Origin of the sequence: Mycobacterium sp. UM_WGJ (genome assembly GCF_000455125.1) — a bacterium.
GTDB lineage: Bacteria > Actinomycetota > Actinomycetes > Mycobacteriales > Mycobacteriaceae > Mycobacterium.
The window spans coordinates 1-17,027 of record NZ_AUWR01000043.1; the positions used below are offsets into that span (position 1 = coordinate 1).

The window sequence follows — 17,027 nt, forward strand, 5'->3', positions numbered from 1 at the left end:
ACGCCGGGGGGATTCAGTAGCGCCTGTAGCGATGGGGTGGTGACTACCGTTCGCTACCACTGCGATGGAACCTCAGTGCAGATGCTGGATGCACCGCCGCTTGACCGCTAACGGTCCGCGCACCGGTCGATTCATCGCACAGCTCATCACCACAAAACTAGAGCGGCCGACATTAACGGCGGTCAGCTCCCAGAACACGGCGACGAGCCGGTAGCAACCCTCGACGCCGCGCCGTCAACGGCATCCCAGCAATCACTCCGAAGCATGCGTCCTCGCGCATGACACGTTCGTGAGACACATGACAAGGACATGACACCGCCGCTGAGAATATGACACGCAGCGTGAGACCCTACAATTGTGTAGGTTCTCACGATCCGTGTCATATGGCGACGTGCTGAACTGCGGCGATGCAGAACGTCTCACGTGATGTCATCTGGCTTTGTCTCAAGGTCGTGTCATTTCTTCGGCCCCTCTTCGCTGCAACCCGCCCACGCGGATTCTGCAGTCGGCCGCAGGATGAGAGAAGGCTTGCCATCCATCGTGACTAGCGACTCTCATCGACGACCCATGGGCCACCCGCGAGCAGCTCCCGCGTGTTTGCGAGGTGATGCCCGTACGATGACGAATAGCCGTAGCCCTCTTGCAGTGTGGCAGCGTCGAATCCCGCCCTGTTGAGTAGGTTCGTCCGCAACACCCATGTGATCGAGTAGCTCAGCGCGATGAGTAGATCCAGAAATTGCCTGTCGTCGACGTGATCAGGGAGCGACGGCTGATGCGCCATGAGATTACGCGCCGTTGACACAGCATCTGGCCAATCTGCGAATCCTGCAACAATATTCGGAATAGACAGACGGGCATCGGCAATCAGGTCAGCCATCCGGCTTCTGAACGTCTGGTCGTTGATGTGTCCGAATGCCTCGGTGACCGCCTTGCTGAACTCGGCGCGGTCCTCGTCGGTGAAGTCGGGTCCGTCCATTTCTGGAAGCGCGGCGTTACGTGCACGACGGCACATCTTCTTGATCTTGCTGTCGGACAGGCTTGTGACACGCCTATTCTTGTCTCTGAAAAGGCGGCGGTGTAGTCCTTCGGCCACCGCGACGAGCGTGAGCACCTGCGCCTCAAGCGTAGCGCCTTGTAGGCTGTCTACGACTGCAGCATCCAATCCCTGTGTTTCACTGCGGAAATCAATCCACGTTGCGAATCTCTTGGCAGTGAGGTAGCGGGTGTCAAGGAGGATGTGGCTAGGTTCCGCTACGGATTCCCGGCCCCTATGTACATCACGCCATGGCCCGTCCGCTACGAGCTGGACCTGAAGGCCGACGGCGGCCGCGTCGTCCTTCGTAGCCAACTGCGTGATCGTCGTGACGGCGTTGATCACGCCAGAGTCGAAGTGGTCGAACGTCATCGGGTCCGAATTCGTGAACTCGATCCACCGTTCCCCCTGGCCGCCGCAGTACGTGCGTAGGAGGCCGCCGTCAGCCGTTTGTGCCACATCCTCGGCCGCATCCCACCAGGAAGGCCCGACTACCTGAAACCTGACGGCACGGTACGTCTGATCGGCAGTGACCAGATCGCCACTGAGGGCGTACCTCGCTCGGAATTGTTGGCTTGCCTCACTAGGGTCGCGCAAGAATTCGAGGCGGCGAGTGTCGCCCTGCGCATGAACCAGCGTTACCGGTGTCCCATCGGCAAGTTCCCCATGGATCGTCCTCGGCTGAAAATCGGCTACGAGATCCTCTGGGTCACTCGAGCGGGTAACCAGCGGGTGGCCGCTAGCTAGCCGAGAGACCGAGAACTTACGCTCGGCGAAGATCGCCTTGTCTGTCACCAAGATCGGACGCTCGTCGCCGCCAGCGAGCAGTTGGCCCGACGTCCGACGCTCAGGTGTGTCGATCTGCCAGAACGTGCCATCCGACTGTTCCACCCGACAAGCATGCACTGCACCACCGACACAGCCGTGCTGCGATTTCAGAATAGCGGCGACTTGAACCCAGGCCCCGAAACGCCCGGCGGGCAACTTCACGGACGCCCGTGCGGTTTCGAGCAGGCTCGCCGTCGACGCGCCAACAATCGCACGAAGGCGAGCCATCCGTTCTCAGTGCCGAGATCCTCGCCGCGACGTCACCTCAACCACGCAACCACAGGAGGTCGCGCTGCACATCCATGGTGTGATGTGATTAGAGCGAACTAATGGTTACCACCGGTTTTCGACCACCGGAGCGGTTACGCCCTATACGGGGGGCGTTCGCGATCTGCGTTAAAGGTAACGCCGCCTACCACGGCGGATATCCTTGCCGGCGATGGCCTTGGTGCTGTCCGTTGTCGTTCTATCTGAGGCACCCGGGACCAATTGACCTGCGGTGCTTCAGATCAAGTGACAACCGGTAACCGATGTTTTGCCATTTAGACTGGGGTAAGTCGACTCTCGTGGCGGCGAACGAGCTTGGTCGGGTGTCAGTTGTCCCTGGAGAGGCGTCGCCTGTGGGGGCAGGCGCGGGAGGATTCGGAACGCCCGGTCCAGCGCGCGGCCGGGATTTGTTCGCCATCACCGTCAGCGGACACTGCTTGGTTCCGGCTGGGATCTACGATCAGCAACTCATGCGGCCCGCCGGCTGCGATGGCGGTGCCGCACGTTGGGCCACCAGCTGGCTTCGCGCAGCAGTGTGGCGATGGCGGGGACGGTGAGGGTGCGCACCAGGAAAGTGTCGAGGAGTAGCCCGCAGCCGATGATGAGGCCGGCCTGGATCATGATGGCTATCGAGCCGGTGGTGAGGCCGAACATGCTGGCGGCGAAGATTAGGCCGGCTGAGGTGATGACGGAGCCGGTCTTGGCGACGGTGCGTAGTACGCCTACGCGGATATTGGGTCCGGATTCTTCGCGCAGCCGTGAGACGAGCAGCATGTTGTAGTCGGCGCCGACTGCTACCAGGATGATGAACGCCAATAGCGGTACCGGCCAGGCGATGTCGTATCCGAGGCCCCATTGGAATATCAGAACGCCGATGCCTAGTGAGGCCAGGTAGTTCAACACGACGGTGCCCAGCAGGTACAGCGGGGCCAGTACGGCTCGCAGCAAAACCATGAGGATGAGCCCGACAATGAGCAGGGTGGCGATGGCCAGTTGGGTGAAGTCCGCCCGCAGCAATCGCTGGATGTCGGAGTTGACGGCGGGGAACCCGGCAACCGAGGCGGTGGCGTCGGCCAGTGAGGTGTTGGGGCGCGCGGCGTTGGCAACGTCGACGATCTCGTGTGCCAGGCGGATTGCTGCGCCACTGTAGGGGTCGGGGGTCGATTCGATGGCAAAGCGTGCGGTTTTGCCGTCGGCTGACAGGAATTGTTTCGCTACATCGGCGAATCGGCGGTTCTCGAAGACGTTGGCGGGCAGGTAGAAGCCGCTGGCGGAGTCCGAGGAGGCGCTGGCGCGAGCGGAGTTCTGTAGCTGGGTAGCAATTTGGCTCATCCCGGACAGCAGTTCGATGTTGCTGTCGGCCAGTGTGTGCACGCCGGTCGCCAGTGCTTGGGCGCCCGAGGCGAGTTGGCTGATGCCGTCTTGGAGTCGACTGATGTTGCCGGCCAGATCAGCGGGTTCACCGAGGGTTCCGAAGGCCTTGTCCAAGGCGGTGACCGCGTTTTGGACATTGGCGAGGGCGCCGGCCACGGTGGCATTGGTGTCGGGGTTGTAGTGGTCACCGAGGTCGGCGACCTCGGTGAAGAATCCGCTGTCGCGCAGGCTCACCAGAATCTGAACTTGATCGCGGATCTGGGTGCACTGCGGTGTGGTGACGCACCACGGGGAGGTGTTGAGGGCGGCGACGAGGGGGTCGAGGATTGCGATGGCGTTTTGGGCTTGTTCAGCCAAAGGTCGCAGCCCGGGGCCCGATTGGATGGCTTGGTCGACGGCCGGGGCGGTCGCTGAAAGCTGTTGCAGCAGGGGTCGGAACAGCTGGACCTGACTGCCGACAGAGTCGCTGTGTTCCAACATCGAGGTCAGTGGTGTCAATGCGCTGCGCAGGGTGGTGTCAAGCTGAGCGAGCCCGCCGGCGAGTTGGTCGGCGCCGTCGGTGAGCTTGGTGAGATCGTCCTTGCGTTCGTTGCCATCGGCGACGGCGCCAGCCAACTTGTCACCGATCTGGCCGTTCTGCCACGAGAGTTGGGCCTGCTCGAGGCGCGCTCCGGTGGGCCGGGTGACCCCGGACACTTTGGTGATACCCGGGAGCTGGGAGATGCGGGAGGCCATTTCGTCGAGGTCAGCCAGCCCCTTACCGGTGCGCATGTCGGTGGGGTTTTCCACGACCAGGAATTCGGGGATGACGATATCTTTGCCGAAGTGGCGGTCCAGCAACTGGTAGCCCTGGTTGCTTGCGGTGTTGGTGGGCTGGCCTTTGCGGTCGTCGTAGCTGATTTTCATCGTCGTCGCGGCTCCTGCCAGGGCCAGCAGGATGACCAGGCTGATGATCAGAAACCGGCCGGGGCGCCGGACCACCGCGACCGCGACGCTGTTCCAGTACCGGCGGGTGCGATCGGATTTGGGTTCGCCGATACCACGTTTGGCGGCCAGCGCCAGCACCGGCGGCAGCAGCGTGACCGTGGCTGCGAATCCCACCAGCACCGCGACCGCGCACGCCGGGCCGAGCGCGGCGAACACGCTCAGGCGGGCGAAGACCATCGCCAAAAACGCGAGCGCGACGGTGGCCGCCGAGGCCAGGATCACCCGGCCGATGCTGGCTGTAGCGTGGATAACGGCCTGGTCGGCGGGCACCTGCGCGCGACGCTGCTCGTGATAGCGGCTGATCAAAAACACCGTGTAATCGGTGCCCGCGCCCAGCAGGATCGCTGTCATAAACGCCACGGTGAACTGCGAGACAGGCATGCCCAGCTCGCCCAGTGCGGACAGTACACCGCGCCCGACGGCCAGGCTTACCCCGATCACGAGCAGCGGCAGCAGTGCGGTGAACACCGACCGGTACACGATCAGCAGGATCAGCGCGATCAAACCCGCAGTCGCGATCGAAATCAGCAGCAGGTCATGCTCGGCAGAAGCGATCATGTCACTGAACGTCGCCGGTGGCCCCGTCACATACGCCGTGGTCGACGTGCCGGCGAACACCCCAGCGGCGATGTCACGCACCGCCTGCACGGAGGCGGCCGCGGCGGGATCACCCAGCGTGCCGGCCACACCCACCGGCAGATACCACGCCTGGTGGTCCTGGCTGACCGCGTGGGCCGCGGTGACCGGCTCGGATAGCAGGTCTTCAACCAGCAAGACGTGATCGGTGTCGGCGTTCAGCCGCGCCACCAGCTGCTCGTAGTGCTGCCGCGCCACGAGAGTCAACCCGGCGGGGTCTTCCATCGCGACGAACACCATCGTTTTGGAACCCTGTTCGCCGAACGCCGCGCTCATGTGGTCCACCGTTTGAAATGACGGCACATCGTGCGGGAGCAGGTTCACCGACTGCTGCCGCACCACCGTCTCCAGCTGCGGAAACAGCAGCGCCAGCACCACCGCAACGCCGACCCATGCCCCCATCACCAGCGCCTTGCGCCGCACAGTGAACCCAGCCAGCGCCGCCAGTCGCGCGCTGTACTCGCTGGAATCCGCTGGAAGGGTCGAACGGCTATTGCGCGTCAGCAGTGTCGCCGTGGTACCCGAGAAGTCCCGATCGCCGTCGGCCACCACACCTCCATCAAACGAAACTATCGATATCGCTACGCTACTTGAAGTACCACAGTGGTCGATGCGTGCGGCTACTCAGCGGCGCACGCGCGACGCGGTGCGCGGAATAGACCATTAACGACGCGCGGCGAGATCTATTTCGGCGTCGTCGGCCTCGGGGATGTCATAGCGGACCACCCGGACCCGCCCAGGCGGCAGGCATGCCATGTAGCCGTGGTGCCTGCCGTACAACTCCCAGGCGGTGGCGTGCGCGTCGGCGTCAACATCGATGCCGTGTCCGTTCGAAAAGCCAAGGTGCAACCCACCGTCATCGCCGTAACAGGCGTGCGTGCACACCGCTCCGGCCAGGTCCAACAGCGGGCGTTCGTGTTCTGCGACCCAGTTGGGATCGATGAGCACTTCCTCGGCCGGAAAGTCACCGGCGGGCGGCAACATGAGCCGTAGTGGGCGGGAAATGACCAGTTCGTTGCGGTCATCGAAGTCCAACACCAGCCCATCACGCAGCGACACGCGCTGCACAACGCACGCTTGGATCCATTGGGTGTACATGGCGCCTCCTTGGGCACATCCTCGGGCGAGGCCACAAATACTACTACTAGTAGCGGTGCGCTACTAGTAGTAGCGTTAACTGTGAGCCACGGAGACCGATCGAACACTTAAGGCGCTCCCACTACGAGCTGTTTCGCTGCGCTACCGTTGGTGCCATAACCGTCGGCCTAGCGCGCAACGCCGGCCAAAAACGCGGAAGCAGCGAGGTGAGCGAGCGTGAGCAGCCGGCTGGAGTTGGGCCACGACGATGGCAATGACGACATCGACCCCCGCCGGATCCGGTCCCGCAATCGCCTACTGGACGCAGCGGCCGCATTGCTCACCAGCGGCGGCATTGAGGCCGTCACCATCGACGCGGTCACCAAAGCCTCCAAGGTGGCTCGCACCACCCTCTACCGCCATTTCAACAACTCGTCGCAGTTGCTCGCAGCGACCTTCGAGCGGCTGCTACCTCAAGTCACCCCGCCCACACCGGCCAATGGAACGCTGCGCGAACGGCTCATCGAACTGCTCACCCGCCAGGCCGCCTTATTCGGCGACGCCCCGCTGCACGTCACCGCGCTGGCCTGGCTCGCCCTGGGCCCCACCGCAACCACCGATCACACCAGCGGTGACCACGCCCCCAGGGCGCTGCGCGCACGAGTCATTGACCAATACCGACAACCCTTCGACGCCATCCTGCAAAGCGCCGAAGCTCGCGCCGAACTCGGCGACTTCGACGTCGAACTCGTACTGTGCCAACTCATCGGGCCATTCGCCTTCGCGCGAATGACCGGCCTGCGAACCATGACTGCCCACGACTGCACACGCATCGTCGACGACTTCCTCGCCGCCCACCGTCACAACGACAGCGAACCCGCAACCACACAGGCCGGCAATAATTCCACCGCAATTCAGGCAGCAAATAGTGCCTCAGGTCAAACGAGAACGGACACCCGCGCTGGCCGTGGCTGACGAGCGCCCACTTCTCGGCCGAATGAGGGCGATTAGCTGGCGCTGCACCACGTTGCGGGCTCGTTCCCTGCCTTGGAGGCGGGCCGGTTGACCCGTGTGGCGCTGAGTTGCTGATCATAGATCCACTGTTCGATGGGGCGGGTGTGGTCGCGGCGCCGGGGAAACCGGTCGCCGATACGGATGTAGACCGCATCGACGGCGCGGGCTCGCGCGGGTGTTGCTGCCACGGTGTTCCAAATTCGGACGCGAGCGTCAGCCAGGATAGCGGCCAAGGCGATCAGGTCGGGGTACGCGGCGATATGCGCATCGACGTCGGCGTCGGTGGGCGGCGGCGTGAACGGGCTCACGGTGCGCGACCACCAACGGTGAATTCGAGCGGAGTCCCTAACCGCGAAGCGCGCGGCGTCGTTGTGACGGTGATGCAGCCGTGCATGGCGCACCGCGGCGGCCAGCACGGCGGGTGCACAACATCGTCGAGGGTGTAAGTGCCCCGACCTATCCAGCGGCGGTGCCGGCGGCAGACTGTGGCGTAGTCAGGGAACCAGCAGTAGACGGGCTCGTAGACACCGCGCCGCGCCATGCACAGCCGGCACGCGGGTCGGGCGTGGCGACGTTGTCGGGTGGGGTCGCGGTCGTAGCCGGCGGACAACCTTATTAGCCGGGACTGCAGAGTGACCAATGGGTAGTTCGCTCCACCCACGACTCGTACCCGACGTGTTCACGCGTCGTCGAAAACCACCACAGCCCTGGATAATTGCTCTGTCTACGAAACGACGGGAATCCGCGGATAGGTGAGTAGTCCAACTCGAAGGTCACCGCGGCGCACTCCGCTAGCGGCAAGCGCGAGTGACCTCAGGTGGAGTTGAATTCAAGCTCAACACTACCGTTGACCTGCGGCCATAACGCTGCCGGAGACGTACGCACCTAAATGACGGTGTCGGCCGTGCCTCGGATAACTTGGCAAAGACACGCCGATACCTCAGATGCGAAGGCAATACCCAACATCGGATGTCAACGGACAGGTGCGTCGCCAGTGAACGACGACCACTGGATTTACTTGTTGATGGCGGTTCACGAACCGGCACTCCGCCGGCCGATCTTATTCGTCACAGTGACGATAGCGTCCCGCTCCTCCTGCGCCGAGTGCCCGGCAGCCGACAATCAGCACCGTCAGACGCGCTCCGCCAGTCCCAACGGTCGTCATGGCCATGCGGTAATATCCGGTCGAAACCAACAAGTTGACTTGGGGCCGTATGGGTCAGATCGCAGGTTCGAGGGCAAATCCCGCACACTCCGTGGAGGTTAGCCAGGCAGCGACGGCCGCTGACGTGCTGGCGGTTGAGCGCGCGCTCAACTCAATCGTCAGTGCAGACCCCGCGGCCTCAGTTTCATTCCAACTGGCCAAGATCACGGGCCACGGCCGGAACCGAGTGTCACCAAAATGGGGACCCGTGCTAACGAACATCCTCCTCGATCGCTTGACGAAGTTTGGCCCCATCACGTTGGCTCTTCCTACTAGCGAGTCCGCCCAACGCCAGATTGCTCGATCAGGCCTGCTGTTCGCTCTATCGAGGCATCCAGGTCTGGCAGTCCATGGTGGCGATCTCCACACGCAGACCCACCTATCGAAATGGTCGAGGGACTGGGCGCCAACGGATTTCGACCAGACGCTCTTCTCCATTCCAGGGGAGAATGATGCCGACGATCCACAGGACTTGGACACCGATCTTGTTGCATTCCTTAACCCGAACTGGAGCCCTGCAGATTCTTCCTCGGATGACGTCGATTCCGTCATCTACCCTTGGCTACGGAAACTACTCTCAAAAGCGCGTATAACCGACGTGACCCTTCGCAGTCAGGTCTTGCGCGATATGAGCTTCGCGACCAGCGAGTTACTGAACAACGTTCGGGATCACGCGCGTATCGGATACCACGGAAATTGCGCGCTGACGTTGTTTGCCACAGGATCCTCAGTGTCGGACAGCCGGATCTACTTGAGCGTTGTAGACGACGGCGTCGGCATGGCAACTACCCTGCAAGAGCGGGCGACTCAGTCGCTTCCGGACAGAGAACTTGTCGAAGCTGCATTCTCAGGAAACCTACCGCGACGTCACCGCGGCCGAGGCGAGGGCCTGTCGATCGTGCGGGCGATTGCCGACCGATACAATGGGAGCCTCTTTGCCGCGACTGGCCCCTCAGTAGAGGGTGCGATTGTCTACGAGCACGAATCGACTGAGAAATCCGGTTGCGAGTATGTCGAGGGTTTAACTGTCCATGGTACCGTAATTGTGTTGTGCCTACCCACCGCCCAGATAGCCGCTGATACAGAGAGCTAGTCACGCGCTCCCATGAATAGTTCAAGCGATGGATACTTGCGCATATCGGCGGATCGCGACCGTCCAATTCGTGATACCCTCGCGCCAGGTAATGAATTGGGACTTCTGTTTATCGACGTTCAGGGAGAGGGCACCGAGCCTGAGCGCCTCTGTCGAGCATTACAGAATTCTCCCCTTGCGAAGGTCCGATACATGCTCTTCCGGTGGCCTGCTTTGGGGCCAACACCGTCTGGCAACGCGGACAACAACACGGAATTGGACGTGATTTCGGCCTGGTTGGCGGCGATGGCAAACCACGAAGTTTTGAAGCTTTTTAATCCACAACATCTCGGAGTTATCCGATTTAACATCGGCGCGAAACCTCAGGCAATATGGCATGGAGGCACCGCTCCAGAGGAAACACTAGAACGACATCTACTCGACCGAGCCTTACGGGTCGAGTTCCGCGCCCTCCTTGATTGGGGACATGGAATTTGGCGTCCTCAGAAATATCACTATGTGCTGCCTTCAGGCACACACTCTGACGTTTTTGTAAAGATCTTCGACGCATTTCGAACAACCCAAGACGTACATGCACTGGCGTCGTGGATGGTCGATAGACTGCGCGATGATCTCACCATTATCGCTGACACTGCAGACTTGATCCCGCTTGTGGTTCATTTGCAGGCCATCGCCAGGAGTCGGGGGTGGCAATCCATAAAGACCGAGGTTCTCGACGAGTATCCTCGCACTCGGGCAGATCTCTTCAACGCGATTCGCGCCGGCCGAAAATCCGCCAATGCGCTAATACTGTTCTCTGTCAATGCATCTGGAACCTATCGGGACACCATGCATGATATCGCAACGAGCACGTTCCGATCTGCCACCGAGTGGTCGATGGTGGTACTTGTTGATAAGACCAGCACGCCCGAGGCAACCGGGTACTACGCAAAAGACAGCGAAGAGATCACAACCTGGCTTGGGTTAGCCATCCCCCCGAAGCCCAGTCCACACAATCCCACGGAATGCAAGCTTTGTGTAGACCCGGACCGGTCGCAAGTTGTGATGATTGATCCTCGGACCTTTGAAGCCGTAGCACTGCCGGGCGCCAATCTTATTATGCCGGACACCGCTTCGGCGAAGGCCAGCCGTTTATTCTGGACAGCTTGTAGTGATGCAGGAAGCATTGAATTTCTATCCTATCCAGCAGATTCTCCGTCACTCGCTGCACGCGAAAAAGAGGGCGTGATGGACCTGAAGATCAATACCCGCGGGCTATGGGCTTCAGATGGTTTTATCAGGGCCCTTGTTTCTCGCTTAAAGATTTTGGACCGCGACAGCGCAGCGAAAGCCATGCGCTTGTGCGACGGCATCGTTGTTAGCGCGTACGATTTCGAAACACCTAATTTTGACCGAGTACTCGAGATTCTCCGGAAATATCTCGACCTTCAGACTATACCTGTCATTGCGCTTCGCGCCCTAGGCTCTCCACATCCTCAACTCGCTGACCTCCGACAACCACTGATTTTCAGTGCTGGGTCCGTCACTGGGTGGAACATTCGACAATTACTGTGCTCGGTTCAGGAATCTTGGCAGAACGAATCTAGGGCGGGCTCACCCCACTGTCTTGTCGTGCATGCACGACCGACCACGTTTCGCCAATGGCAAAATCTGGCGTCCTCATTCGAACGACGAATATTCTCGGTTTGGACATCGTATGTACCGGAGAGATCTCCCCTGAGCGAAGAAGCGACCTTGCTCTCTCGTTCGACAACGTCGGTTGAGGCCGTCGACGCCCAAGAATTTCTCATGAAGCGACTGGTGCTGTGCAAACCAACTGTCGACTGGCCGACTCGTATGGAACTTGCGGTATCTGGCGAGCCAGACCCTCGTGCGTTGCTTTGGGGCCTGACGGGCAGACATGACGAACGTGTACGGAATGAATCCCTTTACGGTACTCGGGTTGATGCGATCACTGCGTACGCAGCGATCGGGTCGGCTATGCAGTCCGCCAGACAACTATCTGAGCGGTCTGATCCGCGCTGGCCCATGTTCGATTTCGATTCGATATCGCGTTCCTACTTCGACGGAATAATTGTCGCAAGCACCCTCCGATGGGCAAAGCCTGGGGAAGCATGGTGGGGCGCAAATGCCCGCGATCAACGTACCTCGGTGACCAGCCTCGTCAAACGAACTCAGAACTTTCATGACCAAGTGGTGCTCTTCCCCGAACTGCTCTTGGCTGCGGCCCAAGGAAAGATCCCGTCCGCAGCAACCCAAGAGATGACGGACCTGATCGACACGATGACAACCGACTGGCCTGCGGGAACCGATCCCGGTCCTATCAATCTTGGAAAGGAGTTGGTGCGAATACAGTCTCTTTGCACGATGGGTGGTGGCACCCACTAATCGACGACATTGGGTGCCGAAGTCAGCGGAGCCGCCCGCCGATAATGACCAACTATGTCCGCTTAGCCCCAGACCGGTTCTTTTCAGTGCCGGAAACCTAGAGGAGGCGCGCCGCTGCGTCGGGGTGTCCGGCGAGCATCCCTGCTGTCATCGCGAAGGCTGGGCATCGAGGCGGAAGAGGTCGAACGCTTGCTCCGCAAGCCGCTGACGTCGCTCGCGCATCTGGTCAGCGGTCCACGCGTGCGCATCGGCGAGATCGGCGTTGAGGGACAGTCCGTTTCGAAAGCCGGTGTATCTACCCTTCTCGTTAGTGTGGTCACGTTTGTCTTCGAACTTGCGGTTGCTAAGCGAGCTGTTGTAACCCGTGAGGGTCAAGTTGCCGAGGCTGTGGAGTAGTTCGTTGCGAACTACAGCAACATTCTCCGGTCCGCCGACCATGTCTTCCCAGGCTTTCGGGACGTTCCCGCCCTGAGGGAAGATGTGTTCCATCGTCCACACGTACTTGTTGGATTTCACGTCCCACAAGTCCGCCCAGACCTCGTCGGTCATGGCGTGTTCAGCAAGAGCCGCGAGAATGAAGCGTGCCACGTCGGGGTTGTCTTCGTAGATGGCGCCGAGTAGGCGATCCCGGAACTGATCGTCGCTGGCACTCTCAGCGACAAGCCGGCTGCGGATTGTATTGGCGATCTCTTTGCCGCGGAGGTTCGCGACGTCATCGATGAGCGAGGTGAACAGGCGGGCCAAGCGGTGCGTGGGGGGAGTGCCGGTCAGGTGGCGACGAACCATGAAGTTGGTTAGCAAAGCGGTGATCTCAGTCAAAGCCGCATCGCCAAGATCAAGACGCTCGCGGTAGGTGAACAAGTAGAGCAGGACGATGTGCGCGGTGGTGCCTTGTGCCCGAACCAGCCGCATTAGTTCGCGATCTAGGTCGCTGTCCCCTTGCGTGTTGCCAATGATGCGCCGATACAACACACCGGCAGCTGCGAGTCGCTTCACCAATGCGTCGCGGTCGTCGTTGATCAGCACCTCATAGACCCGGATAAGGTTCGATCGGGTGATTGCGCTGACGCCCTGCACGGTGGGAAGTTCGGACGAGAAGGCCGAGTAGAACTGACGGAAGAATCGTTCCTGAACGTTGTAGGTATCGCCGAGGTTCTCGAGGAGGTTTGTCCAGGTCTCGAAGACCTCGTCGATTCCTTGATTGCCGGTGGTATCCGTGGAGGCCAGCAGTGTGTTCTTGATGAGGTCGATTGGTGTGAGCGGCAGTCCGCGGTTGTTGAGCGATTCGAAGAGCACGTAGGCATCCGAGGCGCTGCCGACCTCGATCTTGACAATGATTGCCCTGCGCACCTTCTCCAGAATGTCGAGGATTGCCGCGGCGGCCTCCTCGCCGATCGTTTCACCAGCAATGGACGCGATTCGGTTTTGGAAATGCCTGTACGCCTTCATGATTCGACGATTTCCGACGTTGGCGACTTCGGGGGCTTTCACGCCCGTGCCGGCGTCCGCGAGCACGTTGAGATAGTCGTCGTGATTCCGGTTTTGGTGCTGAGGTATCAACCGAGGTCGCGGCGGGTTCTTTGCGTAGGCCAAGTGGCGACGGAGGTTGACGACATCGGCGCGGCCCTCGTCGTCCAGGTCGGAATCGTGTGCTCTGAGGGCCTTAAGTAGTGCCGCAAGTAACAGTGACAGGGTGGTCATTCGCTGTTGACCGTCGATGAGTTCGAGCACCGAGGCGTCGGTCGTGTCGACTGATTGATTGACGCAGATGATCGTGCCGAGGAAGTGACCTTGGGATCTGTTCGACTCGATCAAGTCATCGAAGAGTTCGTCCCACTGCGACCTCTGCCATGAGTATTCACGCTGGTATCGGGGCACCTGGTAGACGACGTTCTGGTCGATATTCAGCAGTTCCTGCACTGTCCTGCTTTGCGCTGACCTAATCAAAAGATACCCCTACCTGCTCGTGTCCTGTGTGGTGCGTTTGGCGCCCCGCGTGGCAGCTCGGCGTTGTCCTATACGGTCTCGGCCTCCTCCGCTACCACCGTGTAAAACCATTTTGCGATGTCAGAGATCAGGTGTGTCCGTCCGGGCGCGTTGGTGAAGAAGTAGTCGCTCATCTTCTCGTGTGCGCCTTGGTTGTCGGCGACCGCACCGGTGACGGCGTCGTCGAAGTCGGGTGATTCGATGAACTGCTTGGCGGAGTTGACCTTTGCCTGCTGCACCAGCGCGTGGTCGTCGAGCAGGGTCCGCAGCAGAGTTTCGAGGAACGAGACCCGCTGTGATTCGGTGAAGTCTTCGGAGCCGAATAGGTCGTTGAGCCGGTCGAGGACCTGCTGGAAGGCAACCATTTTCGGGTCTCGCTTCTCCCCAGAGCCAGCCGCGGTCACGCCGGACAGTCCGACTCGCGCGCCCAGGCTGATATCGATTCTGCCCTGGTCAACTTGCTTGACCTGTTTGAGTACGACGTCGGTTAGGTCGATGGGTGCGGTGTAGTTGTCGGGCTGGATGACCCTTTCGAGGTGGCGCAGGTAGATCTGCCTTTTCTCCAGCCCAGGGTCGCCGTAGTCGATGATCTGCGACATGAAGTCATACAGGCGTACGAACGATCCGACGTCCTTGCGGAACATGTCCAGCTCCGCCAACGCCGCCTTGTCGCCCTCACCGCCGTTGTGGATCAGTGCCGCTTGGTAGCGCTCAGCGAAGCGTTTCTTGCCGGGATCGACCGCCGCGGCCAGGGCGTTGTTGCCCTTGCCTTTCACGAATACTCCTGCGCACTGGTCGATCTCGGCTTGGGTGTAGATGCCGGCGGTGTCGAGTTTGGCCGCTAGATCGTGCACCAGGTTCGGGTCGGTCTCGGTTTCCAGGAATGCGTCGGTGAAGTACGGCTCGAATGCCTCCCGGATCGCCGCGGGCTCGTTGACGAAGTCGACGACCTGGGTCATCGCGGCGGTCTTGGGCACGCCCGAGGGGGTGCGGTAGGTGCGGTTGAGCCGCGAGAGGGTCTGTACCGCGGTGACACCGGAGAGGATCTTGTCGACGTACATGGCGCACAGCAGGGGCTGGTCGAATCCGGTCTGGAACTTGTTGGCGACGATCATGACCTTGTACTGGTCACCCTGGAATGCAGTCCGCAGATCGCGTACACCGGGATTCATGGTGGCCTCGGAGAAGTCGTCGGGACCGGATTCGGCGTCCTGCACGACGCCGGAGAATGCGACCAGGGTTCCGTAGCGATAGCCCTTTTGCGCGACGTAGGTATCGATCGCGAGCTTGTAGCGCACCGCGGCCTTGCGGGAGTCGGTGACGACCATTGCCTTGGCGTGCCCGTCGAGCAGGTCGGCGACATTGGCGCGGAAGTGCTCGACGATGATCGCGGCCTTCTGGGTGATTGTCTGTGGGTTGAGCTTGACCCAGCGCATCACCTCCTTGGTGGCCTGCGCCTGATCGACTTCGCCCGCGTGCGTGGCATTCTGCCCGATCTGGAACGCCAGTTTGAACGAGTGGTATCCGGTCAGCACGTCGAGGATGTAGCCCTCCTCGATGGCCTGTTTCATGGTGTAGACGTGAAACGGTGCCGGCGCCTCGTCGGGAGAAGGCCTGCGGCCGAACAGCTCCAGTGTCTTGGCTTTCGGGGTGGCGGTGAACGCGAAGTAGGAGATGTTCGCCGACTCGGCGCGCTCGGTGGCTTCGGCGGCCAGGACGGCTTCGACGTCAACATCGCCGCCGTCTTCGATGTCCGCGATTTCCTCGGCAGTCAACACCGCTTTCAACTTGCCGGCGACCTGCCCGGACTGCGACGAGTGCGCCTCGTCGGCGATAACGGCAAACGTCTTACCTTTGAGCCCCTTGTTCTTCCGGATCTCATCCATAGCGAACGGGAACGTCTGGATCGTGACAACGACAATCAGCTTGCCGTCGGTCAGCGCTTTCGCCAGCAGACCCGACTTCGAGGCGCCGGCCTTGGCCGCCTCGTCCCGGTCGATTGCTACGACGATGCCCTGATCGTTGTCGATCTGCTTGATCGCATCCTGCAGCTGCGCATCGAGGACGTTGCGGTCGGTCACCACGATGACCGAGTCGAAGACCTTATCGTTATCGACCTGCAGGCGCGCCATCCGGTGCGCCGTCCAGGCGATCGAGTCCGTCTTCCCCGATCCGGCGGAGTGCTGGATCAGGTATCGGTGCCCGACGCCCTCGATGGTGACCGCGGTGGTGAGCTCGGTGACGGCTTCCCACTGGTGGAACCGCGGGAACCGCAGCGTCGACGACTTGCTGGTCTTGCCGCTGATCGGGTCGGTCGAACTCTCGTGCTTGATGTACATCAGCCGGCCGAGGATGTTCAACCAGGCATCGCGCTGCAGCACCCGCTCCCGGAGATAGGCGGTCCGCGATCCGTTGGGGTTCAGCGGATTTCCGGCCCCGCCGGTCTCGGTGCCGCGGTTGAATGGCAGGAAGTGCGTCTTCTCGCCCATGAGGCAGGTCGTCATCCACACCTCGTCGTTGGACACCGCGAAGTGCACCAGCGCCCGGGCGCCGGACTCGAACAGTGGCTGCCACTTTCCGGTCGCGGGGTCCTTCGGGAGCCGGGAGGTGCGGTACTGGGTGATCGCGTCGGCGACGGTCTGGGTGAAGTCGGTCTTGAGTTCGGCGGTCGCGACTGGCAGGCCGTTGACGAAGAACACCAGGTCCACCGACCGGTTGTCTGCGGTGGAGAAGTGCACCTGCCGCATCACCCGCAGCCGCACCGCGGTGTAGTCGGCGTTGCGCTTGGCGTTCAGCGTGGATTCGGGCTGGAACACGCACATCTGGAGTTTCGCCGCCAGGTGCGAGAACCCCTTGCGCAGTAGGTTCAGGGTGCCACCGCCATTCTCCAACGGCGTATCAAGGACTTTCACGATCCGGTCCAGCAGCTGCCCCTGCTGCTTCTCCAGATCCTTCGATCCCGGCTTGACGACCTTCGCCAACTGGTCAGGCTGGGTGGCCTCCAGCCAACCGAGGACGTCCTCGGGGAACAGCGCCCGCTCCTTGTCGTATCCGGAGTCGTTCCGCGAGCACAACCAACCGTGGGCGGCGAGGTACTCGGCGATCTCCTTCTCGAACTCGATCTCGTTGTGCTGCGCCAT

Annotated in this window: 9 protein-coding genes; 3 read left to right on the forward strand and 6 right to left on the reverse strand. The window is 61.2% G+C overall.

Features of this window, described 5'->3' with window-relative positions; translation table 11 throughout:
* Positions 1-544: 544 nt before the first annotated feature.
* The 3 genes from N416_RS0113840 to N416_RS0113850 all read right to left on the reverse strand — a co-directional run bounded on the left by N416_RS0113840 (position 545) and on the right by N416_RS0113850 (position 6,223).
* Positions 545-2,089 carry a HEPN domain-containing protein gene (locus N416_RS0113840; protein ID WP_155943375.1) on the reverse strand — a complete coding sequence of 515 codons (1,545 nt, stop codon included), beginning with the start codon at positions 2,087-2,089 and terminating at the stop codon, positions 545-547.
* A 507-nt stretch (positions 2,090-2,596) separates the two neighbouring features.
* Positions 2,597-5,674 carry an MMPL family transporter gene (locus N416_RS0113845; RefSeq protein WP_024442704.1) on the reverse strand — a complete coding sequence of 1,026 codons (3,078 nt, stop codon included), beginning with the start codon at positions 5,672-5,674 and terminating at the stop codon, positions 2,597-2,599.
* Between the two features lie 114 nt (positions 5,675-5,788).
* Positions 5,789-6,223 (reverse strand): DUF6188 family protein, encoded by a 435-nt coding sequence (locus tag N416_RS0113850; protein ID WP_024442705.1) that lies wholly within the window; start codon positions 6,221-6,223, stop codon positions 5,789-5,791.
* Between the two features lie 216 nt (positions 6,224-6,439).
* Between N416_RS0113850 and N416_RS0113855 the strand changes: the two genes are divergently transcribed.
* Entirely contained in the window at positions 6,440-7,177 is a 738-nt protein-coding gene (locus tag N416_RS0113855; RefSeq protein WP_024442706.1) for a TetR/AcrR family transcriptional regulator, read from the forward strand.
* 32 nt (positions 7,178-7,209) lie between these two features.
* Here N416_RS0113855 and N416_RS22180 read toward each other — a convergent pair whose 3' ends face one another.
* Entirely contained in the window at positions 7,210-7,632 is a 423-nt protein-coding gene (locus N416_RS22180; RefSeq protein ID WP_051190271.1) for a hypothetical protein, read from the reverse strand.
* A 996-nt stretch (positions 7,633-8,628) separates the two neighbouring features.
* Between N416_RS22180 and N416_RS22685 the strand changes: the two genes are divergently transcribed.
* A complete protein-coding gene (locus N416_RS22685) occupies positions 8,629-9,513 on the forward strand; it encodes an ATP-binding protein (protein ID WP_196805140.1) in 885 nt (294 codons plus the stop codon).
* Between the two features lie 192 nt (positions 9,514-9,705).
* A complete protein-coding gene (locus tag N416_RS23290) occupies positions 9,706-11,901 on the forward strand; it encodes a hypothetical protein (RefSeq protein ID WP_155943376.1) in 2,196 nt (731 codons plus the stop codon).
* A 147-nt stretch (positions 11,902-12,048) separates the two neighbouring features.
* On the opposite strand, the gene N416_RS0113865 is transcribed toward N416_RS23290, so the two are convergent.
* Positions 12,049-13,821 (reverse strand): DUF262 domain-containing protein, encoded by a 1,773-nt coding sequence (locus N416_RS0113865; protein ID WP_051190272.1) that lies wholly within the window; start codon positions 13,819-13,821, stop codon positions 12,049-12,051.
* 95 nt (positions 13,822-13,916) lie between these two features.
* A complete protein-coding gene (locus N416_RS0113870) occupies positions 13,917-17,027 on the reverse strand; it encodes a type I restriction endonuclease subunit R (protein WP_024442708.1) in 3,111 nt (1,036 codons plus the stop codon).

Coding starts and splice junctions, on each gene's coding strand:
- N416_RS0113850 (WP_024442705.1), bottom strand. CDS start 6,223: ATGTACACCCAATGGATCCAAGCGTGCGTTGTGCAGCGCGTGTCGCTG.
- N416_RS0113840 (WP_155943375.1), bottom strand. CDS start 2,089: ATGGCTCGCCTTCGTGCGATTGTTGGCGCGTCGACGGCGAGCCTGCTC.
- N416_RS0113870 (WP_024442708.1), bottom strand. CDS start 17,027: ATGGCGCAGCACAACGAGATCGAGTTCGAGAAGGAGATCGCCGAGTAC.
- N416_RS23290 (WP_155943376.1), top strand. CDS start 9,706: ATGCTCTTCCGGTGGCCTGCTTTGGGGCCAACACCGTCTGGCAACGCG.